Annotated in this window: 20 protein-coding genes, 1 tRNA gene and 1 pseudogene; 10 read left to right on the forward strand and 12 right to left on the reverse strand. The window is 40.3% G+C overall.

From position 1 onward, the window contains the following. Positions 1–233: 233 nt before the first annotated feature. Positions 234–1,277, reverse strand: a complete 1,044-nt coding sequence (locus A7Q09_RS02300) for an HlyD family secretion protein (RefSeq protein ID WP_134389700.1) — start codon at positions 1,275–1,277, stop codon at positions 234–236. Positions 1,278–1,373: 96 nt separating this feature from the next. Here A7Q09_RS02300 and A7Q09_RS02305 point away from each other — a divergent pair, with 96 nt between their 5' ends. After that, positions 1,374–1,985 (forward strand): TetR/AcrR family transcriptional regulator, encoded by a 612-nt coding sequence (locus tag A7Q09_RS02305; RefSeq protein WP_134389701.1) that lies wholly within the window; start codon positions 1,374–1,376, stop codon positions 1,983–1,985. A gap of 76 nt (positions 1,986–2,061) precedes the next feature. Continuing rightward, on the forward strand, positions 2,062–2,616 hold the full coding sequence (locus A7Q09_RS02310; RefSeq protein WP_134389702.1) for a DUF2062 domain-containing protein: 555 nt from the start codon (positions 2,062–2,064) through the stop codon (positions 2,614–2,616). A 66-nt stretch (positions 2,617–2,682) separates the two neighbouring features. Here the strand turns inward: A7Q09_RS02310 and A7Q09_RS02315 are convergent, their stop codons facing one another. The 4 genes from A7Q09_RS02315 to A7Q09_RS02330 all read right to left on the reverse strand — a co-directional run bounded on the left by A7Q09_RS02315 (position 2,683) and on the right by A7Q09_RS02330 (position 7,813). Continuing rightward, positions 2,683–4,476: a DUF4340 domain-containing protein gene (locus tag A7Q09_RS02315; RefSeq protein WP_134389703.1), complete on the reverse strand. Its 1,794-nt coding sequence runs from the start codon at positions 4,474–4,476 to the stop codon at positions 2,683–2,685. A gap of 21 nt (positions 4,477–4,497) precedes the next feature. Then, positions 4,498–5,976: a GldG family protein gene (locus A7Q09_RS02320; RefSeq protein WP_134389704.1), complete on the reverse strand. Its 1,479-nt coding sequence runs from the start codon at positions 5,974–5,976 to the stop codon at positions 4,498–4,500. Positions 5,977–6,016: 40 nt separating this feature from the next. Beyond that, positions 6,017–6,766, reverse strand: a complete 750-nt coding sequence (locus A7Q09_RS02325) for an ABC transporter permease subunit (RefSeq protein WP_134389705.1) — start codon at positions 6,764–6,766, stop codon at positions 6,017–6,019. A 108-nt stretch (positions 6,767–6,874) separates the two neighbouring features. Further along, positions 6,875–7,813 (reverse strand): ABC transporter ATP-binding protein, encoded by a 939-nt coding sequence (locus tag A7Q09_RS02330; RefSeq protein WP_134389706.1) that lies wholly within the window; start codon positions 7,811–7,813, stop codon positions 6,875–6,877. Between the two features lie 185 nt (positions 7,814–7,998). Between A7Q09_RS02330 and A7Q09_RS02335 the strand changes: the two genes are divergently transcribed. The 3 genes from A7Q09_RS02335 to A7Q09_RS02345 all read left to right on the forward strand — a co-directional run bounded on the left by A7Q09_RS02335 (position 7,999) and on the right by A7Q09_RS02345 (position 9,508). Continuing rightward, a complete protein-coding gene (locus A7Q09_RS02335; protein WP_134389707.1) occupies positions 7,999–8,763 on the forward strand; it encodes a ParA family protein in 765 nt (254 codons plus the stop codon). A 64-nt stretch (positions 8,764–8,827) separates the two neighbouring features. Beyond that, positions 8,828–9,376: a ferritin gene (locus A7Q09_RS02340; RefSeq protein ID WP_134389708.1), complete on the forward strand. Its 549-nt coding sequence runs from the start codon at positions 8,828–8,830 to the stop codon at positions 9,374–9,376. A gap of 58 nt (positions 9,377–9,434) precedes the next feature. Further along, positions 9,435–9,508 (forward strand) — tRNA-Arg (locus tag A7Q09_RS02345). Between the two features lie 94 nt (positions 9,509–9,602). Here A7Q09_RS02345 and A7Q09_RS02350 read toward each other — a convergent pair. Next, a complete protein-coding gene (locus tag A7Q09_RS02350; protein ID WP_134389709.1) occupies positions 9,603–10,850 on the reverse strand; it encodes a M20 family metallopeptidase in 1,248 nt (415 codons plus the stop codon). A 161-nt stretch (positions 10,851–11,011) separates the two neighbouring features. Between A7Q09_RS02350 and A7Q09_RS02355 the strand changes: the two genes are divergently transcribed. Further along, on the forward strand, positions 11,012–12,550 hold the full coding sequence (locus tag A7Q09_RS02355; RefSeq protein ID WP_244228467.1) for a TldD/PmbA family protein: 1,539 nt from the start codon (positions 11,012–11,014) through the stop codon (positions 12,548–12,550). After that, a complete protein-coding gene (locus A7Q09_RS02360) occupies positions 12,547–13,890 on the forward strand; it encodes a TldD/PmbA family protein (RefSeq protein WP_134389710.1) in 1,344 nt (447 codons plus the stop codon). Before A7Q09_RS02355 ends, A7Q09_RS02360 begins: the two co-directional genes overlap by 4 nt. A gap of 15 nt (positions 13,891–13,905) precedes the next feature. Here the strand turns inward: A7Q09_RS02360 and leuS are convergent, their stop codons facing one another. The 4 genes from leuS to shc are packed head-to-tail and all read right to left on the reverse strand — an operon-like array spanning position 13,906 to position 19,585. Further along, positions 13,906–16,386: a leucine--tRNA ligase gene (leuS, locus tag A7Q09_RS02365; RefSeq protein WP_134389711.1), complete on the reverse strand. Its 2,481-nt coding sequence runs from the start codon at positions 16,384–16,386 to the stop codon at positions 13,906–13,908. Positions 16,387–16,433: 47 nt separating this feature from the next. Then, entirely contained in the window at positions 16,434–16,775 is a 342-nt protein-coding gene (locus tag A7Q09_RS02370; protein ID WP_134389712.1) for an iron-sulfur cluster assembly accessory protein, read from the reverse strand. Positions 16,776–16,787: 12 nt separating this feature from the next. After that, positions 16,788–17,483 (reverse strand): nucleoside phosphorylase, encoded by a 696-nt coding sequence (locus tag A7Q09_RS02375; protein WP_134389713.1) that lies wholly within the window; start codon positions 17,481–17,483, stop codon positions 16,788–16,790. Then, positions 17,480–19,585, reverse strand: coding sequence for a squalene--hopene cyclase (shc, locus tag A7Q09_RS02380; protein WP_244228468.1), 2,106 nt, complete (start codon positions 19,583–19,585; stop codon positions 17,480–17,482). The genes A7Q09_RS02375 and shc overlap by 4 nt, the downstream gene beginning before the upstream one ends. A 374-nt stretch (positions 19,586–19,959) precedes the next feature. Between shc and A7Q09_RS02385 the strand changes: the two are divergent. From A7Q09_RS02385 to A7Q09_RS02395, 3 genes and pseudogenes are all read left to right on the forward strand, one after another. Further along, a pseudogene (locus tag A7Q09_RS02385) lies at positions 19,960–20,602 on the forward strand (IS607 family transposase); the annotation flags it as partial. A 299-nt stretch (positions 20,603–20,901) separates the two neighbouring features. Then, positions 20,902–21,132, forward strand: coding sequence for a transposase (locus A7Q09_RS11215; RefSeq protein ID WP_347877491.1), 231 nt, complete (start codon positions 20,902–20,904; stop codon positions 21,130–21,132). Continuing rightward, positions 21,060–21,437: a zinc ribbon domain-containing protein gene (locus A7Q09_RS02395; RefSeq protein WP_134389714.1), complete on the forward strand. Its 378-nt coding sequence runs from the start codon at positions 21,060–21,062 to the stop codon at positions 21,435–21,437. Before A7Q09_RS11215 ends, A7Q09_RS02395 begins: the two co-directional genes overlap by 73 nt. Here the strand turns inward: A7Q09_RS02395 and A7Q09_RS02400 are convergent. Both A7Q09_RS02400 and A7Q09_RS02405 read right to left on the reverse strand, forming a co-directional pair. Next, the gene (locus tag A7Q09_RS02400; protein ID WP_134389749.1) at positions 21,418–22,374 is read right to left on the reverse strand and encodes a dienelactone hydrolase family protein; all 957 of its coding nucleotides are present in this window, start codon (positions 22,372–22,374) and stop codon (positions 21,418–21,420) included. The two genes, A7Q09_RS02395 and A7Q09_RS02400, sit on opposite strands and share 20 nt — an antisense overlap. A gap of 78 nt (positions 22,375–22,452) precedes the next feature. After that, on the reverse strand, positions 22,453–23,709 hold the full coding sequence (locus A7Q09_RS02405) for a Glu/Leu/Phe/Val dehydrogenase (protein WP_134389715.1): 1,257 nt from the start codon (positions 23,707–23,709) through the stop codon (positions 22,453–22,455). Positions 23,710–23,725: the final 16 nt, after the last annotated feature.

Genomic DNA, 23,725 nt, shown 5'->3' on the forward strand with positions numbered 1-23,725 from the left:
AGTTTGGGTCTCTACCATGAAAAATTTCTTTAAGAAATGCAATGTTAAATTAGTGAACTAAAAGAGAAAAATATTTTAATTTGATCACTTTTCATTGTGCGAGAGTATGTAATGGCCTTGGTAATTGATCAACCTCCTTTTTTTTGTAAGCTGCCTTTTTTCATTCTTTCTATGATTATGGGAAAGAGAATGCAAGCAAAATAGAGGCAAATAAAGAATAAGTGAGAAGAAAACTATCTTTGTTTCTTCGTATTTTTAAGGACAAAGGCTAGCACTACCCCAATTCCAAAGCCAGTAAGAATTAGGACAATAGACCAAAAGAAGCTTAGATGAAATTTTCCAACTTCTACCGTGGGGACAACAGAGAAACCAGGGCCAACCGTCTCGTCACTAGCGAGGGGTTCATCAAAGAGGATCTTAACGGGTACTCTCTGGACCACTTTGACATAATTCCCTGTTGCATTTTCTGGTGGCAGAAGGCTAAACTGCGCGCCACTGCCTCTTTGAATACTATCTACATGGCCTTTATAGCGATGGTGAGGATAGGCATCGATTCGGATTTTAGCTCTTTGCCCAGGACGCATAAAAGTAATCTGTGTTTCTTTATAATTAGCGACCACCCAAAGATTAGGAGGAACAATATCAAAAAGAATTTGTCCTACCTCGACGTATTGTCCTTTTTCGACCGATCGCATGGTTATTCTACCATCTTCCGGAGCATAAATTCTGGTATAACCAAGTTGCAGTTCGTAGAGCTTTAAAAAGGCTTCGGTGGAAAGTTTGACAGCCCATGCGGCGTCAACTTGAAGTTGGGAAACAGCAGAAGACCTAAGGATTTCTTTCATTCTTTTCCACTCCGTTTCAGCCCATTCTTTATTGGCTTGAGCAATGGCTACTCTTGATTGATAATCTCGGGGATCAATCTCGATTAAGAGTTGTCCTTTTTTAACATCCATATTGTCATCGATATAATAGCCCACAACATGGCCAGCGACTTTGGGAGCGATGCGAATGATATGTCCTGCGATAAAGGCATCATCGGTGGTTTCGTAGGATGAGAAATATTCGAAAAGCAAATAGGCAAGAAAAAAAATCAGACTAAAGATGACTCCATAGAGGATTGACTTTATAAGGAATGCAGGCAAACCCTTTTGATCCTCTGTCTTCGAAACCTGCGAGACTGTAGTCAAAGATGGTTCTTGCTCGCTGGAAGAGAAGGGACCAAAAGTTTCCCGCTTAATTCGACTTTCTTTGCGGTTTAAGAGTTTAAAGCCCATAAATTTTCTTTTCGAAGCGAAATTTTAGATAAATTATAAATAAAGGTTTGACTGAAATCAGTATGTGATTACTTACTTATCTAAATGGACTTGTCAATGGAGAAAGCTAGAGAAATCCCCTCTGGAAAACAAAAAATTCTTAATGCAGCAAAAAAACTGTTCGCACAAAAAGGGTTTGCAGGCACCACCACCCGACAGATCGCTCAATATGCCAATGTTAACGAGGCCTTAATTTATAGATATTATCCAACCAAAAAAGATCTGTATCTAGCTATTATTCGATCGAAAATTGATCAGCTCAATGTGCTTATGGAAAAATTAGAAAATCCTGAGCAAAACCGAGAGGGTGTTCCTGGGTTTTTAAAACAAATAGCTACCCAATTATTTACCTCTGTCAAAGAAGATCCCGATTTTCTCCGACTTCTTTATTTCAGTGCTCTTGAACATCATGAGCTATCAAAAATGTTTTGCGAATGTTTCGTAGTGGAATTACGGAAGAAACTTGAAAATTATGTTTCCATGTTAATGGATAGAAACATTTTCAAAGCATTAAACCCTTATTTAGCCTCTAACGCTTTTATTGGTATTATCTCGCATTATCTAGTGGCAAATACTCTTTTTGAACTAGACACTCCACAGATTTCAGAAACAGAAGTTATCGATAACTTTATTGAAATCTTCCTGGATGGCACTTGTAAAAAAGAATAGCAAAAGTTTTATGTAAGTTTTTTTTCTTCCAAAGATCTATCTTGCTATTCTTTAAGCTAGGCTTATTGCTATATACATGGGGAAATCGTCTGAAGGAGTGGTCAAATCACAACCTAAAAAAAAGAATCTTCTTTCCTATGTCTCTCATCATTTCAAAAAAAGTCATACCATCCTTCGAAAATTGCCTGTATCCGCTCATTCCATAGCCCTTGGTTTTGCTATTGGGGTCTTTTATGGATTTACTCCTTTTTGGGGATTCAAGACGATTTTAGCTATTGTATCAGCGTGGCTTATTCGTGTTAGTAAGGTTGCAGCAGCTGTTGGTGTTGCCGCCCATGATATTGCTTTGCCCTTCGTTCCCGGACTAATGTGGCTTGAATATAAAATTGGGTTGATTGTGCTTGGTCAAAATAGCCCTCAATTTAATATGACACTGTCCAAACTCCAACATCTAGAGCTCAAACAATTAATAAGTTGGCAGGAGATTTATAATTTAGGATGGCCAATGTTCATAGGCTCCTTGATCATAGGATTGCCTCTGGCAACCATTTCCTATATTTTAGTCTTTAAAAGCATAAAGAAATATCAAGAAATCCAAAAAGCTGAAGAAGAATCAACGCCTCCTTCCTAAGAATCGACCATTTGTATCCCAGAGCCTTCGATTTATGTGTTTTGTCATAAATAACATAGCTAAAACCTATTTTGCTGCTTGAGGCATAGCTTGCTGCACAGTAGTTTTAGTTGGTTCTACCAGCTTCTTATAAACTAAATCCTCTAATTCGAAGGCGATCGGGTTGCCTTCCAAAAGAGCATACCTGCCACCAGTTGGCGAAGCAACTCCAATAAGGACAACATAGTTCTTTTTGGCATGGATTGTAATTTTTGCTTGGGGTTTGGAAAGTTCCATTCCCTGAGAAGGAGGCCCAATCCACCTCGCTGCTTTTAGATGCGCTAACAACTCAAGGCAATCATTGGCTTTCTCTTTATCCAGTCCGGATATGCCTGTGGTTATAAACTTCCCTTCTTTTCTCTGTACAGTAAAAGACTGATTCCCAGAGCTGACATCCCATTGGTATATCTCTTGGGGATCCAATTGGATAATCGATAGATCCTTCCAATCCCATGGATCTTTAGGGAGTGTTTTGATAAATGAATCTTTAACAGCATAAACAAAAGGTTCAATAGAGTTTTTGGCATAGATAAGTCCATTTTCCTCTTTCCCTAAATAAAGCCCTATCCGCTGAGATTTGTCGGTGGTTAGTCCAGGATTAAATTCAATTTCTATATCCTCTTGAGGATTTTCCAAACCATAACCCTTTACCTCCATCTGTTCTTGTTTAATGTCTTTGGCTTCCAGATTACGTAATGCATCTATAAACTCATTAACCTTACTTTTGTTGGCAAGTCCTTTCTCAGTTTCTTCATTTTGCCAATCACTGCCTTTTTTCACATAAGCCAATTTGAGGTCTTTGTTCCGAAACCATATCTTTTCAACCTGCTCTTCTGAAAAAGTAGGAAGCACATGCTTGTCCCGAATATCTGAAAAATTCTGTACGATCTTATTGACTGCATCTGCTTGAATCGTAAAGACCGAATTACTCGAAGCCATTTTCGCATATAGCTCCTTTGGATCAGACGGCAAAAAATTACCAACCAAAAGCTTCTCTTCCGCCTTCTTATCTGACTGATCGATCCAAATTTGAAATCTTGGACTATCTAATCCGTATTGAGTAAGGTTCGACCCATCATCAGCAATAAACTTGTCAATACGAAGCGAATGCAATTCATTAAACCAATCCTCTAATTTGTTCCCATCAGCCCTTGCCATAACAGGTTTTTGAAGTTCCCACTGCTTTGCTTTCTTTAAGACTATATAATCAGAAAAGGAAGGGCCATTGAGTTGTCTAATCCCGCATTTGTCAATCGAAAACTGATTGAAATGAAAAACAACCCGACTGCGCAAATCATCTAAACCTTTCTTTAAAGACTCCGCCATACTCGAACTAATTAAATAAATTGGGCCATTGGAACCTGTAGAGGTTTTCGCATAAACCAACTCGCTTACAGCTGTTTTTCGACCAACAATCAAACTGTGTGTTTCTTTTGAAGTTTTAAAATAGATTTCTAGAGATGGATTAGAAAATCCCCATTGTTTTAATATATCCCCATTAGGAATCTCATTCTGGGGAATTTTTCTTCGCACTTCCAAATATTGAAGATCAATCAGATACCGATCGATTGTCCTTTCATCAGCATCAGCATGAATTGGAGAGATTATCTTCCATTGATTTTCTTTTTTCTCCAAGGTAACGGATTCACCAGGTGATTTAATTTGTAACCAATTTATTTCACCCGCTTCAATATGAAAAAGTTCATTTTCCGTCCGTTGACTTTCTTCTGTAGACTTCTTACCCTTGTCAAAAAAATAAATATATCCAGTCAACAAAGCAACAATGATAGAGAGGATGAGGGTTGAACGAAAATTTTTCATCTTCTTTCTCGTTGTCTTTGGTTATCTTCTTCTAGAAAAATACATCCCTACCCCAAGCACCAAAAACGCAAAAGGAATGGTAATCAAGCAAATCATCGCAACGGTTTGTCTTTGGGAAGCTGGAATGCTTAATCCAAATTCCTGAACAGATTTTGGAGCAATCCCTAGGGCCATTTCTTTCTGAAGCATCCAATTTAACAAGTTAATGAAAAAATCAACCCCATCAGGCTTTATATTCTGATTGGCAAGAAAGGAGGAAGATCCAACGGCTGCAATCCTTGTTCCGAAAACATGAATCCCTTCCTTGCCAGGAACTTCCCCACCATCATAAACAGCAGCTAAAATTAGAGGACCGGGAATATCAACTCCTGGATCATATTTAGGCCTTTCTTCTTCTTTCCAATTAACCTCACCCCAAAATCCCTCTGGAGTTTTTACTAAGGCTGTGACCTTCTTGACATTAGGATTAGAAGAATCCGTTGACAAGGCTATAGAGCGGCAATCAGGCAGCTGAAGGGTATAACCAATCATTGGCTTTACCGCAGGATGATCGGCAAAATGGGTCCCTGCTGCTTTATCGATAAGCATCTCTCCTCCAAGACCTCCAACTAGTCTTCCAATGGCAACCACTTTATCATTTTGAAAGATTATTCCGTATTTTGAAAGCAAGGGTTCTAAGCCTGAATTGGAGTTTGTGCCTTCAAGAACTATTAATTTGCCTTTGGAATCCAAGTAATGGGTGATGGTTTGAATTTCAGAAGAAGAGAAAGGATTTTTGGGGCCAGCAACGACCACAACTGCAGCATCTTCTGGAATAGCCCCACTTTCCAACAAATTCAGGTTCAGTGGTTCCATATTTTCCTTACGAATTTGTGTTGCAATAATCCCATAGCCTCCCGGTTGATTGTAATCATCTATATTTCTTTCCCCATGCCCCGTCAAAAAGTACACTTTGGACGGCTTCCCTTCTACCACAGATAAAATAGCTGCTGTAAATTGTTGTTCCCCTTTAAATGACTTAATGGAAGGGGATTGGCCAAACATTGCTACTGAATTATCATACTCAACTAGTTGATTATCATTTACAAACTTATGAAAATTTTTGTATTCGAAAATAATAACATTTTCTTGTAAATCAAATTTAAGTCTTTTAGCTAGTGCTTCAGCTCTTTCAAGATTTAATGCAGGATCGATATGTTCTATAATGATCTTGTTACCTCCATAATATTTATATTCCTTCAGGAGGTTGTCTATATCAGATTGAAGCTTTGAATTGGTGAGACAAACGATAATTTTAACTGGCTCCGGTAAAGACTTTAAAACATTAATCGTTTTGGAAGAAAGAGTATACATGCCCCCTTTGGAGAAATCCTTGCGATAATAATATTTATATCCAAAATAATTGACTATCCAAACTATGGCAAACATCAATAAAATGGTCAGTATGTTATTGATTCTAAGCTGAAATCTCAAAGGATGAGACACCCTGACTCCTTTCATAGCTACCTTCTCAAGCTTCTTTTTGCAATTTTTTTCCTTGTCATTCTCTGAGCCTTCTCCATTCCAAAATTTTTTCTGTAAGAAAGAGGAAAAAGAAAGTGGCTGAACCCAATAAAACAACGGGTCTAGAATCGAAAATACCCCGTGAAAAAGTATCCATTTGATCCAAAAATGAAAGATAAGAAATCATTTCCCGTGTCTGGCCCCCAATTCCCAAATAAATCAAAAAACTTACTGAGAAAATGAGGAAAATAAGAGCAAAAGAAAGAATGGCAGCAATAATCTGATTTTTCGTAAGGGACGAAACAAAAAGGCCGATCGATATGAAGAACATTCCAATAAGAAGGAGCATTAAAAAAGGGAGAACAACCATTCCTACACTCATCCCAAGGGAATGTCCATAAACTATCCGCAACACCGCTAAATACAATGCCATTGGCATCCAAAGAACAGAAAAGAAACAAATAGAGCCTAAAAACTTAGATAGCACTAATTCCCATTCCCTCACAGGAGCTGTCAGAATCATTTCAATGGTGCCCAATTTGTATTCTTCAGCAAAAGACCGCATCGTTATAACGGGTACTTGAACAAGGAGCAAAAACCAGAAAAAAAATGCATTCATGCAAGCCTGCAAAAGAGTAAATTCTTTGATATTATTGATTGAAAGGTAGTTGAGCCAAAAAACAAAACTAGCTCCATTGATCAAAGAACAAGAAAATAAAAGGATATAAGCTACTGGAGAAACAAAGTAGCTTTTCATTTCTCTTTGAAATAAAGTCAAAAGAGCCATAATGCATCCTCATCCAAAAAAATATTTTCAAAAAAAGGTTTTTTTCTATTCACCGTTTTTAGAACAACCACCTGTTACCAAAACCTTTTCTATAGAAAGTTAGCTGCTTTAATCTTGTGTTAATTCGACAAAAATATCCTCCAAGGTTGCTTTTATTCTTGACATTTCTCTTATTTTCCAACCCTTTTTCTGAATTACATTATAAACTGCATCCCTGATATCATTTCCAGGTTTAGGCCATACCTGTAGAATCACCCATCCTCCCGGATATTCTTCAACAATTTCTGCTTCCTCAACTTCTTCCAACCCTTCGAAAGCTTCCTTCGCTACAGAGGGCTTACAAAGGATTTCAAGTCGAATCGCTCCAATGTTTCCACCTCTTACAAGTTTTGAGAGATTTTCAGGAGTATCCGCAGCTTCTATTTTACCTTTATTTATAATTAAAACCCTACTACATACGGCCTCGACTTCGCTCAAAATATGAGAGGACAAGATGATGGTATGGTGTTGGCCCAAACTCCGAATTAATTCCCTGACCGATCTAATCTGATTGGGATCCAAGCCAATAGTTGGCTCATCTAAAATCAACAACTCCGGATCATGCACCAAAGCATCTGCAAGGCCCACCCTTTGTCGATACCCTTTGGATAAATTTCCAATCATGCTTGAAGCGACATCTTCAATATGGCAAAGTTTTAAAACAGATTGTACCCTTTCATTGAGCATAGAGCCCCTAATCCCCTTGAGTTTGGCTCTATACCTTAGGTACTCATTTACTCTTAAATCCATATATAGGGGAACATTTTCTGGCATGTATCCTACTCTTTTCTTAACCTCCAAAGGTTTCTGAAGAACATCAAAGCCGGCTACTTCTACTTTTCCACTTGTTGGAGGGAGGTAACAAGACAAAATACGCATGGTCGTCGTTTTCCCTGCCCCATTAGGACCAAGGAAACCGACGATTTCTCCTTTTTTTACTTCAAAACTAATTCCCTGCAGTGCCGTATAACCCGAATAGGTTTTTACCAGATTCTCAACCTTGATCATGAAAAAGAGAATTTAATATTAAAACATTATAAAAAATGTCAAGTTAATCCATTTTCCTACATAAAGCAGATACTGAAATACTGAAAAGAGAAAGAAAATTAGTTAAAATTCAATTTTATTTTAGCCAAATTCAACAAGAATGTTAGTTTAGTTTTCTTTATTAATGATAATTGAACAATTGGACAATGAAATTTATTTCGATTGCAAACCAAAAAGGAGGGGTAGGGAAAACTACCACCGCAATCAACCTTTCAGCTTGTTTAGCTGAAAAGGGATATTCGACGCTGCTGGTCGATGTAGACCCCCAATCCAATGCTACCAGTGGCGTGGGGTTTTCCCTTGATTCTGGAAAAAGTTTATTCCCTGTTTTAATTGGTGAAGAACTTTTAAAAGACCAGATTATTTCTACTCCCTACATGAATTTGGACCTTATCCCAGCCAATCTAGAATTAGCCAACTGGGAAAATCAACAGCATGATCCAATCGAATCTTTTTCCCTTTTTAGAAAAATCTTTAGAGAATCCCTTATTGGAACAGCCTATCAGTATGTCATTCTTGATTGTCCTCCAGCCTTAGGATTACTCATGGTCAACTCGATGGTAGCTGCTGATTGGCTAATCATTCCTATTCAATGCGAATACTACGCTTTAGAAGGATTAGCAAAAATGTTTCAACTGCTTGATAACCTTAAAAAATTGGTTTCAGCAGCCCCCAATATCTTAGGAATACTGATGACCATGTATGATAGCAGAACAAATTTAAGTCAACAAGTCGTTGAAGATGTCCGCCACCATATTCCCAACCTTGTATTTGATACAATTATTCCAAGAACAGTCCGACTAGCGGAAGCCCCAAGCTATGGAAAGCCCATCACTCTTTACGATCCTCACAGCATAGGCTGCATGAGCTATAGGAAATTCACAGAAGAATTTTTAAAAAAAATCAAATAATCCCATTCTATAGCTAAAAGTTTAAAGAAGTTTTTTTCTTTCCTTTTCTCTCAATTATATTTAGATGATAGATATGCTTATAAGCCAAAAGATAGTTCCTTCTTTATATAAACAAATTAGTAGTGAATTTCAGGCTTTCGTTCTTTATCTTGCTATCGGTTCTTATTTCGAAATAGAAGCTCTTCCAGAACTCTCAGCTTTTTTTTTCAAACAAGCCGATGAAGAACGTCAGCATGCTCTAAAATTTATAAAATTTTTAATTGATAATGATATTCCTGTCAGCATTCCAGCAATAGGAGCAGTAGATTCTTCTTTTAAAGACCCAGAATCCGCTATCAGCTTATCCCTAGAGAGAGAAATAGCCGTTACGAAGGAAATTCATGATCTTGTTCGATTAGCCAAAGAGGAAAAAGACTTTACATCAGATAATTTTCTTCAATGGTTTGTTAAAGAACAACTTGAAGAAGTTACGGTTATGGATCAGCTGCTGAAAATGATTAGAAGAACCGGAAAAGATCAAATCATGCTTGTAGAAGATTATCTAGCAAGAAAAAACCGATTAAGAGAGAAAATTTCTGAAGCTGACTCTCCTATGGAAAACCCCAACAATTGAGCCAGGCTCTTTTCTTTGAAGATTTTCCCTAGCGGCTGCGCATCTCAAGAAATCAACGGCACCCGTAGCTCAACTGGATAGAGCGTCGGCCTCCGGAGCCGAAGGCTTTGGGTTCAAGTCCCGACGGGTGCAATAACCTTTAAATTTAAGTCAATAACGCTCTATATTCTCTCCATAAGAGAGAGAACCAAAAACCTCTGCTTTTCTTTAATAACCAAAAACTGGCTCAAGATAATGGAGAAGAAAGGAAGGTCGCATAAACTTGTGTCGTTGCAACAAGATCCTCAAGCGAAGTTTTCTCATCCATCGCATGGATATCTTTACCATCGACTCCATATCCAATTGCTTCGCAATTCTTGGCCTTTACAAAAAAATGCATATCCGTTGCCCCCCTGTTGATGGTAAAAGTTGCTTTGCCTCCTTTTATTTTTTCAACAGCCGATTTAAATGATTTCGTAAAGGATGAATTATACCAAAGAGCGCAAGGTTCAGTTTTGTGGATAATTTCGATTTTTACCTTCGTTCCTCTTTTCTTTGCCCATTTTTCTATAGCTTCCCTAATCTCACTTTCGACTCGATCCATCTTTTCTGATGGAGTCAATCTACGGTCAATTGTAAAAGTAGTCTCTGCGGAAACGATATTAACTTTTGAACCAGGACCAGAACTCACCACACCTCCTATATTGACAATAGGTTTTAGTTTTTCTTTTGAAGGAGCCACATAGACCCTTTTTGCATCTGCCAAAATTTTCTTAAAAAATCTTTCCAAAAATTCAACCAAATGGACCGTTTCTAAAAACGAGTTAACTGCCTTTTGCTGATAAGCCGTGTGGGTTGAAGTCCCTATAACCCTTATGTTGAGTTGAAGAATTCCATTATGTCCTATCCCTATTTTCTTTGCGGATCCTCCTTCACAAACGACCACAAAATCTGGTTCAACCAATTTATTTTTCACCACAAACCCAGATCCCAATTCTCCTCCAATTTCTTCATCAGCGACAAGAGCAAACTGAACATTATATAGGGGATCAATTTTTAAGGTTTTCAATGCCTCCACAGCAAAAATGCTTGCGGCAAGAGATCCTTTCATATCTGCAGAACCTCTTCCATAAATCCACTTATCGTCTTTTTCTCCCCGAAAGGGATCATGCTTCCATTTTCCCGAAACAGGTACAACATCGTAATGGGAATTAAAAAGGACCGTCTTGGGAGCCTTAGCATTCCATCGGGCTATAAGATTATAGCGTGGAAAGGAAAGAAAGGCTTCTCCCAATTGCTTTTCTACCATTGCATCAGGCACTCTTACAATCTCTGTTTCTAATCCAATTTGCTGAAGTTTCCTCTCCAAGTACTCAACCATTTCTGCATATTGCTTGCCAGGTGGATTAATTGTAGGGATTTGAATAAGGTGTTGTACAAATTGGAATAATTTTTCACGATTGTTGGAAATCCATTCGGTCAAAGCATCATGCATAAAGGTATTATCCTATTCTTTTAGAAAACTCTCAGTCAAGCAACTTCTTCTCCTTCCTAATTTTCTTTTTTAAGTTGAAGAGCAAACCCATTATTCTTATATAAGATATAATTATATTGAATTGCGATAGAAGAAACTTTATCAAAGGATTGGCAGGAAGTTTGCTTTCCTTAAAAATGCCCACTGTTTTTTCTGGCCCTCTCCCAGATGCTTTTTGGAATTACGACCAGAGCCGGAGAATAGCTACCGTAGTTGCTGAATCAGCCCTCCATACAGCTAGAGTCTATGGTTGTCAATTTTCTGATATACGCATCTGTTGGATCCTTAAAGAAAGAATTATTTCAAGAGAAAGTAGAATCGAAGAACTGGGAGGTAGTTTTGAATCTGGAATGGGTATTAGAGTCCTTTTTGAAGGAACATGGGGTTTTGCTTCTTCGAATTTGTTAGATCCTAACGAAGCTGCGGAAAAAACAAAGGAAGCCGTTGAAGTAGCAAAAAAATGCCTCAAATTGAATCCAAGACCTGTTGAATTAGAAAAATTGCCACAAATCCAAGGACAATGGCATCAAGATGTTTTAATTGATCCTTTTGGGGTGCCTCTAGAAGAAAAAACATCGTTTTTACTCGACCTTAATGACAAAGCAATCAAAGCTGGGGCTGATTTTTGTCGATCCTTCTTCTTATTTCATAAAGAACTTCGAATATATGCCTCCTCTATTGGATCCTGGATTGAACAAACATTCCTTAGAACATATCCAAAATTTATCGTTACTGTTGTTGATAAAAAAGAAGGGAAATTTGAAAGCAGGTCAAGTTTCGAGCCTCCGAAATCTGGAGGTCTAGAAATCATTGAGAAAAAAGCCTTTGAGATGGAAGTAGTTGAAGCGACCCATCAGGCTAGAGAAAAACTGCAGGCAAAACCCGTTGTACCTGGAATAAAAGACCTTGTACTTCATCCAACTAATCTGTGGTTAACCATTCATGAAACCATAGGTCATTCTACTGAATTAGATAGGGTCATGGGACTTGAATCCAACTATGCTGGGACTTCTTTTCTAAAAGTTGACCAATTGGGCAATTTTGATTTTGCCAACCCCATTGTTACCATTAGAGCCGATCGCAATCAGCCAGGTGGACTGGCTTCCGTTGGATATGATGACGATGGGATTCCTTCTAGTTGGTCAGATTTTCTTATCATAGAAAAGGGTATCCTTAAAAACTTTCAGATGGCTATTGGGCAAGCACATTGGATTGGCAAAGAAAAATCCAACGGCTGCAGTTACGCTCAAAGTTATAATTTTTTCCCCATCCAGCGGATGCCCAATATTTCCCTTGTCCCAAGTGAAAAAAAGGAGCAACTTAAGGATCTCATTTCAGGAGTGGAAGATGGCATATATATAATTGGGGATGGGAGCTGGAGCATCGATCAACAAAGATATAATTTCCAATTTGGTGGACAACTCTTTTATGAGATTAAAAATGGAAAAATCCGACAAATGCTTCGGGATGTTATCTACCAAGGAAACACCCAGTCTTTTTGGAAATCCTGTGATGGGATTTGTAGCAAAGAAGAATATAAACTCTGCGGGACTCTTTTTTGTGGAAAAGGAGAGCCTTCTCAAACTGCACCAGTTTCCCATGGAGCTGTTCCTGCTAGATTTAGAAATATCACTATACTCAACAGCCGTTTACATTCATGATACTTTCCGAATCTGAAGCAAGAAATTTTCAAATATCTATCCTTTCTTTATCAAAAGCCAACAGCTTATCCGTGGAGATAAAAGGCGGTCAATTTGTAAACATCCGCTTAGGAAGAAATGCTTTAAATACTAATGGTATTGAAAATTCTCTTAAAATTACTTTAAACTCTACCTTTGCGAATAGAACAGCTAGTTACACCATCGATCAGCTTGAAATGTCAGCCATTGAACGCGGGTTAAGACGCTGTGAAAAGCTGGCGCAGATTTCTCCTCCCGATCCTGAGTTCTTACCACCTCTTGGTCCACAACACTATGCTAGCAGTTTTTCCTACTCTGAAAGCATGGGGAACCTCTCAATAGAAAACATTGTTGAAATGGCTGTGAGGATACTGGATGTACTAACACAAAATCAAAGCCAGCATATTGAACTTAGTAGTTTTATAAAATTCCAGAAATATTTCATCTGCATTGCAAATAGCAATGGGCTTTTTGGATATCAAAAATTTGCTAATATACAATTGACAGCGACAGCAAGAACAAATGATGGCCTTGGTTCGGGGTGGGCAGGAGCCTTTGTTTTTAATATTGAGGAGATCGATCCAGAAAAACTAATTGAAACTGCTATTCAGAAGGCTATTTTAAGCAAAGAGAAGCTTTCTATGGCTCCTGGCCATTATCCAGTTCTTCTTGAACCTACGGCTGCTGTCGATCTTATTGGTCTTATGTTATTTTCTATGGATGGGCGGGCAGCTGATGAAGGAAGAAGCGTTTTTTCAAAGCCAGGTGGGGGGAATAGAATTGGAGAGCCTCTATTTCCATCCAATATAACAATCTACTCTGACCCTTCTAACAGGCAGGCTCCAGGACAAGTCTTTTCCAATGATGGACTACCTTGTCGAAAGATCCCATGGATTCAAAATGGCATCCTTTCTAACCTTATTTATTCTAGATATTGGGCAAAAAAAAATCACAAAGAGCCTATCCCCGAACCATCAAATATTTTGATGTTAGGATCGGATACCACTCTTGACAAAATGATCCAAGATATAGACAAAGCCATTCTGGTTACCAGACTGTGGTATATTAGAGAGGTCGATCCTCAATCCCTTATCTTTACAGGGCTTACGCGAGATGGCACATTTTTGATTGAAAAAGGAAAAATCTCTAAAGCGGTTAATAATTTTAGATTTAACCAAAGTCCTTTGACTATGCTTCAAAGCGTTCAGCAGATCGGCAGAGCCGTTAATTGTATAGGATCTGAAATTGACGATCTCCCAGCATTAATTCCTCCGCTTTTGGTGAAAGACTTTTACTTTACATCGACATCCGAAGCCATCTAAGCTATTCAAAAGAGGCTATTGGCTATTTAAATTTTTTTCTAGGACAAAATTAAGAAGCTTATCTGGCACATAAATAACTTTTGAAATAGTAGCCTTTTCAAGCCATTTCCCAATTGCCTCGGTCTCCTTTGCTTTTCTTATAGCTTCTTCCTTTTCCACCCCTTTTTTGACCATAATCCGACCACGCACTTTTCCGTCGATTTGCACAATAAGTTCCATCTCTTCATTGATTAAATACTTTGGATCATATTTTGGCCAAGGCTCGTAGGCCAAGGAATCCTTATGTCCCATTTTTTGCCATAATTCTTCGCAAATATGTGGAGCAAAAGGAGCTAGAAGCAAAAGAAGAGCTTCAAGTACTTTTTTCCATCTTTTTTTTTCTTTTGTTAGCTCATTGACAAAGGTCATAAGCTTGGCAATAGCCGTATGAAATTGAAAATTTTCAATGTCTTCAGTGACTCCTGCAATTGTCTGATGTTGTAATCTTTGAATGTGAGAGGGAGCCTCTTCTTCAAGAATATCTTTTCTTAGAACCCACAACCCTTCTCCATCTTCATCCATAAATAGTCTCCATACCCTAGCCAGAAAGCGATGGGGCCCCTCCAATCCCTTCGAAGACCAAGGCTTGCTCTGTTGTAAAGGACCAAGAAACATTTCGAAAAGACGCAACGTATCCGCTCCATATTCTTGAATAATAGCATCCGGATTAACAATGTTGCCTCTAGATTTTGACATTTTTTGATTATCTTCTCCTAATATCACTCCCTGGTTCACTAATTTATAAAAAGGTTCTGGAGTCGATACAAGACCGATATCATAGAGAACCCTATGCCAGAACCGGGCATAAAGCAGATGAAGAACTGCATGTTCAGCCCCACCTATATACAAATCAACTCCGTGAGGGGACATCCAGTATTTTTCCTTTTCAGCGGCAAAAGGTGCTTCTTTGTTGGATGGATCGCAATACCTCAAATAATACCAACAAGAACCTGCCCATTGGGGCATTGTGTTCACCTCTCTCTTTAGACCATTTCCCAATTCTACCCAGTCTTTTTTCCGAGCTAAAGGTGCTATGCCTTCATCTGTAGGGGTGAAATCTTCAAGGTCTGGTAACAACACCGGCAGCTCTTCATCCGGAACTGGAATCGGTGTATTTTCTTTCCATATTATAGGGAAAGGTTCTCCCCAATATCTCTGACGGGAAAAAAGCCAATCTCTTAGTTTGTATTGCACCGTTCTTTTCCCAAGTTTTTTCTCCTCCAGCCATTGAATGATTTTCTCCTTAGCCTCCTTTGTTGCAAGCCCGGATATAAATCCAGAATGAACCGTTATACCTTCTCCTGTATAACAGTCATTTTCCTCCTCGATCCCTTCCGCTGTAACGACTTTTTTTATTGGCAGACAAAAAGTTTTGGCAAAGTCGTAATCTCTCCGATCATGGGCAGGAACAGCCATGATAGCGCCTGTTCCGTACGTCATCAGCACATAGTCAGAAACCCAAATCGGTAATTTTTCCTTTGTAATCGGATGGATAGCATAGCTTCCAGTCCAAACTCCAGTTTTGTTTTTAGATAACTCCGTTCTTTCTAAATCAGTCTTTAAAGAAGCAGAGGCACAGTATTGTTCCACCAACTCTTTGAACCCGCTCTCTGTCAACTTAGTGACCAATGGATTTTCTGGAGCCAAGACCAAAAAGGTCACCCCAAAAAGGGTATCCGGTCTTGTGGTAAAGACTTCAATTTCAATATCTTTTCCTTCAACAGAAAATTTCACCACTGCCCCTTCACTTTTGCCTATCCAATGGCGTTGCATCTCTTTAATTGATTCCGGCCATTCTACTAATTCCAAACCTTCAAGCAGCTTTTCAGCATAGGCCGTTATTTTTAAAAACCATTGTCTGAAAGGTTTTTTAATAACAGGATGATTCCCTCTTTCAGACCGTGGACCTTCGGGAGTATGAACAATTTCCTCATTAGCAAGAACTGTTTTAAGCTTTGGACAATACCACACAGGAGCTTCAGCCACGTAAGCCAAGCCTTTTTCGAAAAGCCTTTTGAAAATCCACTGCGTCCATTTATAATAAGAGGGATCAGTGGTATTGATTTCCCTCTTCCAGTCGTATGAAAAACCCATAGACTGAATCTGTCGACGAAAATTATCAATATTTTGCTTGGTTGTTACTGCTGGATGAGTCCCCGTTAAAATGGCATGCTGTTCGGCTGGCAATCCAAAAGCGTCCCAACCTATTGGATGCAGCACATTAAACCCCTTCATTCTTTTATAACGGGCAACGATGTCTGAGGCGGTATAGCCTTCAAGATGGCCAACATGAAGACCGCTTCCAGAAGGATATGGAAACATATCGAGGACATAAAACTTGGGCTTCTCTGAACCCATTTCTCCAGGATCTGCAGATCGGAAAAGCTCCCTATCTAACCAGTAGTGTTGCCATTTTGGCTCAATAACATCAAAAGGATACGCTTTTCTTGCTGGCATAGAAAAATGTTTAAAATTTAAAAAATATTAAGAGAAAAAAACAGAAATTAAACCTGAAAAGAAGAACCACACCCACAGGTCGATTTAGCTTGAGGATTGATGATTCTAAATCCACCTTGGGTTAGACCCTCTTTATAATCAATGGTTGAACCGGCTAATAAATGACTACTTTCTGAATCGATAGCCACAAAAACATCTTCTATTTTTAACCGAATATCCTTTTCCTTGGGTAGGGCTAGTTCTAGTTGATATTCGTTGCCGGCGCATCCACCTTTTGCTACCGAAAGCCGTAACATATATCCAGGATGAGACTCAGTTAGCTTTTTAATCTTTGAAAGAGCCATTGGGGTAAGGTTAATATTCAACTGTAAAGGAAAAACGTTGTTCATAAATTTAGTTCCTTATATTTCTAAATTATAAATAAGCGTAAGAATTACCTTGGTCAACGTTCTGCGAATCTTAGGTAAAGTAGAAACAAACTGAAAAAAAGGGACTGTTTCTTTAGGATGGTTCATAAGATAACGAAGAAGAGAGAAGGGTTTGGATTCCCCTCTTTCTGAATCCCAAGAAGACATTATTGCTCCCACTGGTAGCCTATCTCCATACTCATCACTAATAACCCGAATCGAACAAAAAGCCACTCCATGTGCCTGGACGGTATTATAGACGGCTTCAGTTTCCATATCGACAATTTGAGAAGCGGAAAGTTGCGCCATTTTTGATCTGCTTTCCGGGTCTGCTACAATAACATCAGAACAGACAGTCTTATAAAGAGGCAATCCTTGACCTAAAAGAATGGGACGTAGTTCTTCGGAGAGGTAATTTTCTACAGCGCATACCTCTCCTTTACGGATTCCAGGAACCAAGGCACCAGAATAGCCAGCTAAAATAAATAGGGAAGGTGAAAAATTCCTTAATAAGAGTTCGGCACTTCGGGCAGACTTTCTTTTTCCCATCCCTAATACCATACCACAGATAGCTTTGCGAGCATATTGTCCTAAATAAAAAACATGTCCTTCCACTTCCTTTTTTCCCTTAAGAACATGGTCCAATATCTCCTTTCCTTCATGTTCGATAGCAAATCCAATGGCTATCATACAGCTGAAAGCCTCTTTTCCATGCACCCAAGAGTTGCATCTACCCAATAGGTAGAACGTTCTTTAGCTTGTTGATATTGCCTATAATACTCCCCAATGACAAGTAGAGGCCATGCATTTCTGTACATATCGTATTTCAAGTAAAAAACGCCAGGGAAACCGGTGCCAGTTAAGAATTCCTCAGCCCAAGATCCATCAGAAAGTTGTCGTTCACATAAATATTTAATTCCCCGTGCAATGCTTGGTCGGAAAATGTCTCCACATGCCATAATGCCACTTATAGCCCAAGCAGTTTGAGAAGCCGTACTCGGTCCTTTTCCTTTGAGTTGAGGATTATCATAAGAGGCTGGAGTTTCTCCCCATCCACCATCTTCATTCTGACAAGACTCTAGCCAATCCCTAGCCCTTAAAATCCATTCCTGAGTCATGTCTTCTCCAATCGCCTGCAACCCTCTTAAGGCCTGCCATGTCCCATAGATATAATTGACTCCCCACCTTCCCATCCAAGAGCCATCACTTTCTTGCGTTTCTTTTAGATAACGAATCGCTTTTTGAACAAACTTCTCATTTCTTCTAATCCCCATTTTGCCAAATAATTCTAAAGCTCTTGCTGTTATATCTGAACATGGCGGATCAAGTATCGCATTATGATCAGCAAAGGGAACATCTTCTAGCCATTTTTTATAAACGTTTTTATCAAAAGCAGCCCACCCTCCATTCTTACATTGAAAACTGATAACCCATCGTAAAGCTCTCTGAATCACTTCCTCTTTCTTTATCTTATCATCTATATCAATCAATCGCAGGGCCAAAAGCACCATTAGGGTATCATCCACATCTGGATAATACATGTTGTTATACTCGAAAGCCCAACCACTAGCTTCAGGATGGGGATTTCTAACATGCCAATCCCCTTTGATTCTTATTTCTCTGTTTATTATCCAATGAGCGGCTTTCTTCAGCTGGGGAGCATTTCTTTCATAACCTGATTCAGCCAAAGCCACTAGGCTAACGGCTGTATCCCAAAGTGGAGAAAAGCAGGGTTGTATCCTTAAATCATCGTTTTTCTGATCGTCTACTTCTAAGGCCTCGAAATCAGCAATAGCCTTTTTTAGGATCGGATTGTCTTCGGTATATCCTAGAGCAATCAACGCCATGATCGCATAATGCATTGCTGGGAAAATAGCTCCCAGGCCATCGGATCCGACAGCTATACGCTCTAATATCCATTTTTCAGCTTTTTCTATCGCCATTTTCCTAAAGGGCTTCAATGAAGTCTTATCCCAATATTGTAAAAATTTATCACAAGCTAAGAATAAACCTTCTTTAGATAAATATTTTGCCCCTTTCTTTAGCCAGGAAAACTTCCCACGTTCCGTCCCATAGGGGAAGAGTTCATGCAGCTGCAATTTTTCAGGGAGAACTCTTGTCGGCTTAAAATGATGGATAATAGATAGGGGAACAAGCATGGTCCGGCTCCAAGCCGATATTTCATAGAGATTGAAAGGGAACCAATTCGGGAAAAGGATAATTTCTGGGGGGATAACAGGAAGGCGGTCCCATGGATAAACCCCTAGAAGGGCTAGCCCCAGCTTTGTGTAAGTCATGCACTTAGGTATTCCTCCAAGCCTAAGAATAGTAGAGCGTGCTTTAGCCATTAAAGGTTCATCTGGAGAGAAACCAGCTAATTTAAGGGCAAAATAGGCTTTGACTGTGGCATTGACTTCACTGGGACCTCCAGGATAAATATTCCATCCGCCATCAGGAAGCTGCCTATCTAGGATATGCTTTACTAATCGTTTCTGTTTTTTGTAGTCAATCTTTCCTCTCCAATGCATCAAGTGAATGGAATCGCAAGCAAGCGTCACATCCACAAACAATTCCCCTACCCAATGCCCATCTTCTTTTTGTATAGAAAGAAGATATCTTTGTGCTTTTTTAATCGTCTCTTCCACTTTATGTGGAAAATTTAAGGTTTCTTCCACTAAAGAAAGGGGGACAGAAGGAAGCTTTTTGTTGTCCCCAATCTCATTTTCCTTTTTTAAAAAAAGCCTTCCTGAATGCATGGAATGTTGGATAACTGTTCTTTTTGTTCGGGTCAATACGAAAAATTTGTACTAGATAACAAAAACAGTTGAGAGCAAACTGTTTTGGCTAGATTCCTTTGGCTTGCCTATGAAGTGTAGCCAAAATCCAAACAGACAGTTGTTCTCAGAGTCATTCATAGTTCTAGTCCAGATATAGGAAGAGTCTTTTCTTGTCTATTCCAATTTTCCGATAGCCTAATGAATTACGATTGGGAAAAAAAATCCCTGTTAAAGGATACCAAAGAATAGGAAATTAGCTTGGATGCTTGCAGCTTTGAGTCTTTTAGAGGGAAAGCAGAATAATAATGGTAACCATCGCCACGACCCCCAGCACCTGAGCCAAGATGGCTTGAACAGTTTCTATACAAGTTACTTTTTCCTTCTCATAAATGTACATTCTAAACCTGTCGCTCAAGCTGGTCAGCATTCAAGAGGCCGCCGAGCTCCTGGGGGTTGCGCCGCAAACACTGCGACGCTGGGAGCGCGAGGGCAAGCTCCTACCCAATGAACCCACAGCAGGGGGGCGACGACGCTACGACCTTGCGCAGCTTCGGCTAGACCAATTTCATGCGCCGGAGAAGGTAGGCCGCATCATTGCCGCCTATGCCCGTCTGTCCAGTCACGACCAGAAGGACGATCTGGAAGGGAAAAAAACAGGTTCTTGAGCTGTTCTGTGCCCCCGGCAAGGCTGGACATTCGAGCTGATCGCGGACCTGGGTCCTGGCATGAACTACAACAAAAAAGGCCTGAAGCGCCTGCTGGATGCGATCATCGGCGGTGAAGTTGGGTGCCTGGTCATTACCCACAAGGACCGACTGACGGGCTTTGGAGCGGAACTGATGTTCGCAATCTGCGAGGCAAAAAACCTGGAAGTGGTCATCCTCAACCAGGGTGAGGACAGGACCTTTGAAGAAGATTTAGCCAAGGACGTGCTGGAGAGCATCACGGTGTTCAGTGCACGGCTCTATCGCTAGTCGCTTGGGCAAGAACCAGAAACTGCTGGATGGTGTCCGGAAAGAACGCGCCACAGATNNCATCCGCATCCCCCATCTGGGGTGGGTACGGATGCGGGAGGCGTTGCGTTTTAGGGGCAAGCTCATCTCCGCTACCGTCTCCCGGATGGCGGACCGGTGGTTTGTCAGCATCACCGTCGCTGCCGACGCTATCCCCCTCTGTCCTTCTGAAAACCAAGGCGCGACCGGGGTGGATTTGGGGGGTATCGGCCATGGCAACACTCTCCACAAGGAGAAAAGGTACTCGGTCCTAAGCCGCACAGGGCCTTGCTCAAGCGATTGGGGCGACTGTCTTGCAGTCTCTTGCGCAAACACCAGGTGGCCAGGAAGACGTTGGGCCTTGCGGACCACACACCGATTCCCAAAGGCTTGCGGTTGCCCATATCGGGAAATGCCCAAAAGGCCAGAGTCCGACTGTCCAAGCTCCATGCCCGTATTGCCAACATCCGGCAGGAGGGCTTACACAAGCTCACCTCATGGCTCAGGCGACGATTTCACCGCGTCCTCGTCAAAGAGCTGAAAGTGGGCGGCATGGAGAAGAACCGGTAATCTTGCCTGCTTTCTATCCGACATGGGTTTCTTCGAGTTTCGGCGACAACTGGAGCTGTTCGGCATGGGGGAGGGTCCAGGAAACACTGCCACTGGCCATTTGCGAGTGGGTGTGCCCGGAGTGTGGAAGCATCCACGACCGGGAGGTGAATGCGGCAAGGAATATCCTGGCGCATGGTTTGGCCGTCCTAAACGGCCCTATGGCGAGTTCTGACAAATGTGAAGCCGGTGGAGAAAAAAGCTCTGGCCGCCGTTGCATAACGATGGTAAAAACTGTCCTCTGTATTACTCTTTGCTATGGATAATCCTATCCAAGAATCCTGTCTCTTTTTTAATGGTATTAAACTCTTTTTCTAAAAAATTGATTGAAATTTTCCACGCTGCTTCGGCAGTGGTAGGATCGTAATTTGTACTTGCAGGATCAGCAAAGCCATGTTGAGCATCAAAACTGTAAAATGAGAGTGGTTTTTTTTCTTCTTCCAAAGCATTGACAAAATGAATTATTTTTTCTTTCGAAACCGTTTGATCCTTTTCAGCATAAAAGTAGCACACTGGGACTCGAAGTTTGGAAAGTTTTCTTTTTTCAAGATTCACTTCTCCATAATAAATGACTACAGCGTTTATTCCTTTTACTGTGATCGCAGCTTCTAATGTGTATTCCCCACCGATATCCCAACCAACCACTCCTACCTTTGTCGTGTGAAATCTAGGACTCTCATGAAGAAATCGGACAGCAGCGGCTATAACGTTCAAAGCAGATTCTTCTCTAACAAATCTTCTCAAATCAGCAGCAGAGGAGCTATCCTTCGGAACGATACCGTTAAAAAGATCCACAGCTAAAGCCACATATCCATCTTTTGAAAAATGGTCCGCAAGGAATTTTATGCCTTGATTTAACCCCCAAATCCCTGGGACAAGAACCACACCACCTTTCGGCTCCTGATCTGGAATCGAAAGATAGCCCACATCATCAGATCCAAAATCCGTTAGTTTCACCATCGCACCACGCAACACAGGCTCGGCAGGTTGGGATATGGAAGCTTCCCCTCCTCCAGAATTCCTTAGATAATTAGTCGCTGACTGGGGCTTATCTGCGCGATTTAAAGCCTCTTGGCTTATTCCCTGTTGCATTGCCAACAAAGAAAAAAACAAAAAACAAAACAAAACGTGGATTCTTTTGCTTGTTTTCAAAACATTCCATCGATCCATATACGAAAGAGTAGCAAAAGAAAAGTGTAGCATCGAAAACTGGAAGTTGTATGACAATTCTTTCAATCGCCTATTTAAAAAAACAGTCCGAATTCCCAATGGGAAGGGAGCCTAAGGGAAAACCCCACGCATCTCTTTAGCTTCAGCTACTTTTTTAATGCCTAGGGATAGAGCTGCCATTCTAGTGGAGACTTTTTTTTCCTGAGAAAATTTCATAACAGAATGCAACGTTGCAGAGAGAATTCGATAGAGAGCATCAAAAACTTCTCTTTCCGACCAAAAATAGCTTTGCATATCTTGTACCCATTCAAAATAACTCACAATTACACCTCCTGAATTGCATAAAATATCAGGTATGATAAAGATATCCTTTCTTTCTTCCAAGATTTTATCAGCTTCTGGTGTTGTCGGACCATTTGCTCCTTCAGCTAAAATACGGCATTGTAATTTTCCGGCATTTTTTTTAGTTATCACTCTTTCTTTGGCTGCTGGGATTAACACATCACAGCGTTGGCAAAGCAAATCGAAACCATCAATTGGATCCGCTTCCGGAAATCCTGCCAACCTGCCTGTTTTTTCTTTATAGGCACACAGATGGGCACAATTTATTCCTTTAGGATTATAAAGCGCCCCACTTAAATCGGAAACACCGATGAGGACCGCTCCTTGCTCGACAAGTTGTCTAACACTAACGGATCCCACGTTGCCAAAACCTTGGACAATGATCCGAAGAGGATTCGACATTTTTAAAATTTCGCTCACTTTTTTAACAAGAAAAGCCACTCCTCTTCCTGTAGCTTCTCTTCTTCCCAGGGAGCCACCGATTGTCACCGGTTTGCCAGTAACAACCCCTGGCGCTGTATAGCCTACCTGCATTGAATACGTATCCATCATCCATGCCATTATTTGTTCATTAGTCCCAATGTCCGGTGCGGGAATATCTTTCTGAGGGCCAATAAAAGGAATCAGCTCTTGAGTATATCTTCTAGTCAAACCTTCGAGTTCTTTTTTACTCATTTCGCTTGGTTTACAAGCTACTCCACCTTTGGCTCCCCCAAAGGGCAAACCTACTAAGGCGCATTTCCAGCTCATCCACATCGCTAAAGCCGATATTTCTCCTAAGGTGACATCGGGATCAAACCGTATGCCTCCTTTTGTTGGACCTAAAGCAAGATGATGTTGCACCCTATAGCCCACAAACATCCGAATAGTTCCATTGTCCATTTTGACTGGAAAGCTAACAGTAAGAGATCTTTGCGGCCATTTGATGATTTCTCTTGTCTTTTCTGATAACCCTAAAAAACTGGCAACTCTATGGAACTGCTCACAGGCCATTGCAAAAGTAGGATCGGAAAGAAGAAATTCCATGGTCTTTCAAAGATTA

This window comes from Methylacidiphilum sp. Yel (genome assembly GCF_004421185.1).
GTDB lineage: Bacteria > Verrucomicrobiota > Verrucomicrobiia > Methylacidiphilales > Methylacidiphilaceae > Methylacidiphilum.

Excerpts from the sequence above, each read along its gene's own strand:
- A7Q09_RS02300 (WP_134389700.1), bottom strand. The coding sequence starts at position 1,277 with ATGGGCTTTAAACTCTTAAACCGCAAAGAAAGTCGAATTAAGCGGGAA.
- A7Q09_RS02305 (WP_134389701.1), top strand. The coding sequence starts at position 1,374 with ATGGAGAAAGCTAGAGAAATCCCCTCTGGAAAACAAAAAATTCTTAAT.
- A7Q09_RS02310 (WP_134389702.1), top strand. The coding sequence starts at position 2,062 with ATGGGGAAATCGTCTGAAGGAGTGGTCAAATCACAACCTAAAAAAAAG.
- A7Q09_RS02315 (WP_134389703.1), bottom strand. The coding sequence starts at position 4,476 with ATGAAAAATTTTCGTTCAACCCTCATCCTCTCTATCATTGTTGCTTTG.
- A7Q09_RS02320 (WP_134389704.1), bottom strand. The coding sequence starts at position 5,976 with ATGAAAGGAGTCAGGGTGTCTCATCCTTTGAGATTTCAGCTTAGAATC.
- A7Q09_RS02325 (WP_134389705.1), bottom strand. The coding sequence starts at position 6,766 with ATGGCTCTTTTGACTTTATTTCAAAGAGAAATGAAAAGCTACTTTGTT.
- A7Q09_RS02330 (WP_134389706.1), bottom strand. The coding sequence starts at position 7,813 with ATGATCAAGGTTGAGAATCTGGTAAAAACCTATTCGGGTTATACGGCA.
- A7Q09_RS02335 (WP_134389707.1), top strand. The coding sequence starts at position 7,999 with ATGAAATTTATTTCGATTGCAAACCAAAAAGGAGGGGTAGGGAAAACT.
- A7Q09_RS02340 (WP_134389708.1), top strand. The coding sequence starts at position 8,828 with ATGATAGATATGCTTATAAGCCAAAAGATAGTTCCTTCTTTATATAAA.
- A7Q09_RS02350 (WP_134389709.1), bottom strand. The coding sequence starts at position 10,850 with ATGCATGATGCTTTGACCGAATGGATTTCCAACAATCGTGAAAAATTA.
- A7Q09_RS02360 (WP_134389710.1), top strand. The coding sequence starts at position 12,547 with ATGATACTTTCCGAATCTGAAGCAAGAAATTTTCAAATATCTATCCTT.
- leuS (WP_134389711.1), bottom strand. The coding sequence starts at position 16,386 with ATGCCAGCAAGAAAAGCGTATCCTTTTGATGTTATTGAGCCAAAATGG.
- A7Q09_RS02370 (WP_134389712.1), bottom strand. The coding sequence starts at position 16,775 with ATGAACAACGTTTTTCCTTTACAGTTGAATATTAACCTTACCCCAATG.
- A7Q09_RS02375 (WP_134389713.1), bottom strand. The coding sequence starts at position 17,483 with ATGATAGCCATTGGATTTGCTATCGAACATGAAGGAAAGGAGATATTG.
- A7Q09_RS02395 (WP_134389714.1), top strand. The coding sequence starts at position 21,060 with ATGGCTCAGGCGACGATTTCACCGCGTCCTCGTCAAAGAGCTGAAAGT.
- A7Q09_RS02400 (WP_134389749.1), bottom strand. The coding sequence starts at position 22,374 with ATGCTACACTTTTCTTTTGCTACTCTTTCGTATATGGATCGATGGAAT.
- A7Q09_RS02405 (WP_134389715.1), bottom strand. The coding sequence starts at position 23,709 with ATGGAATTTCTTCTTTCCGATCCTACTTTTGCAATGGCCTGTGAGCAG.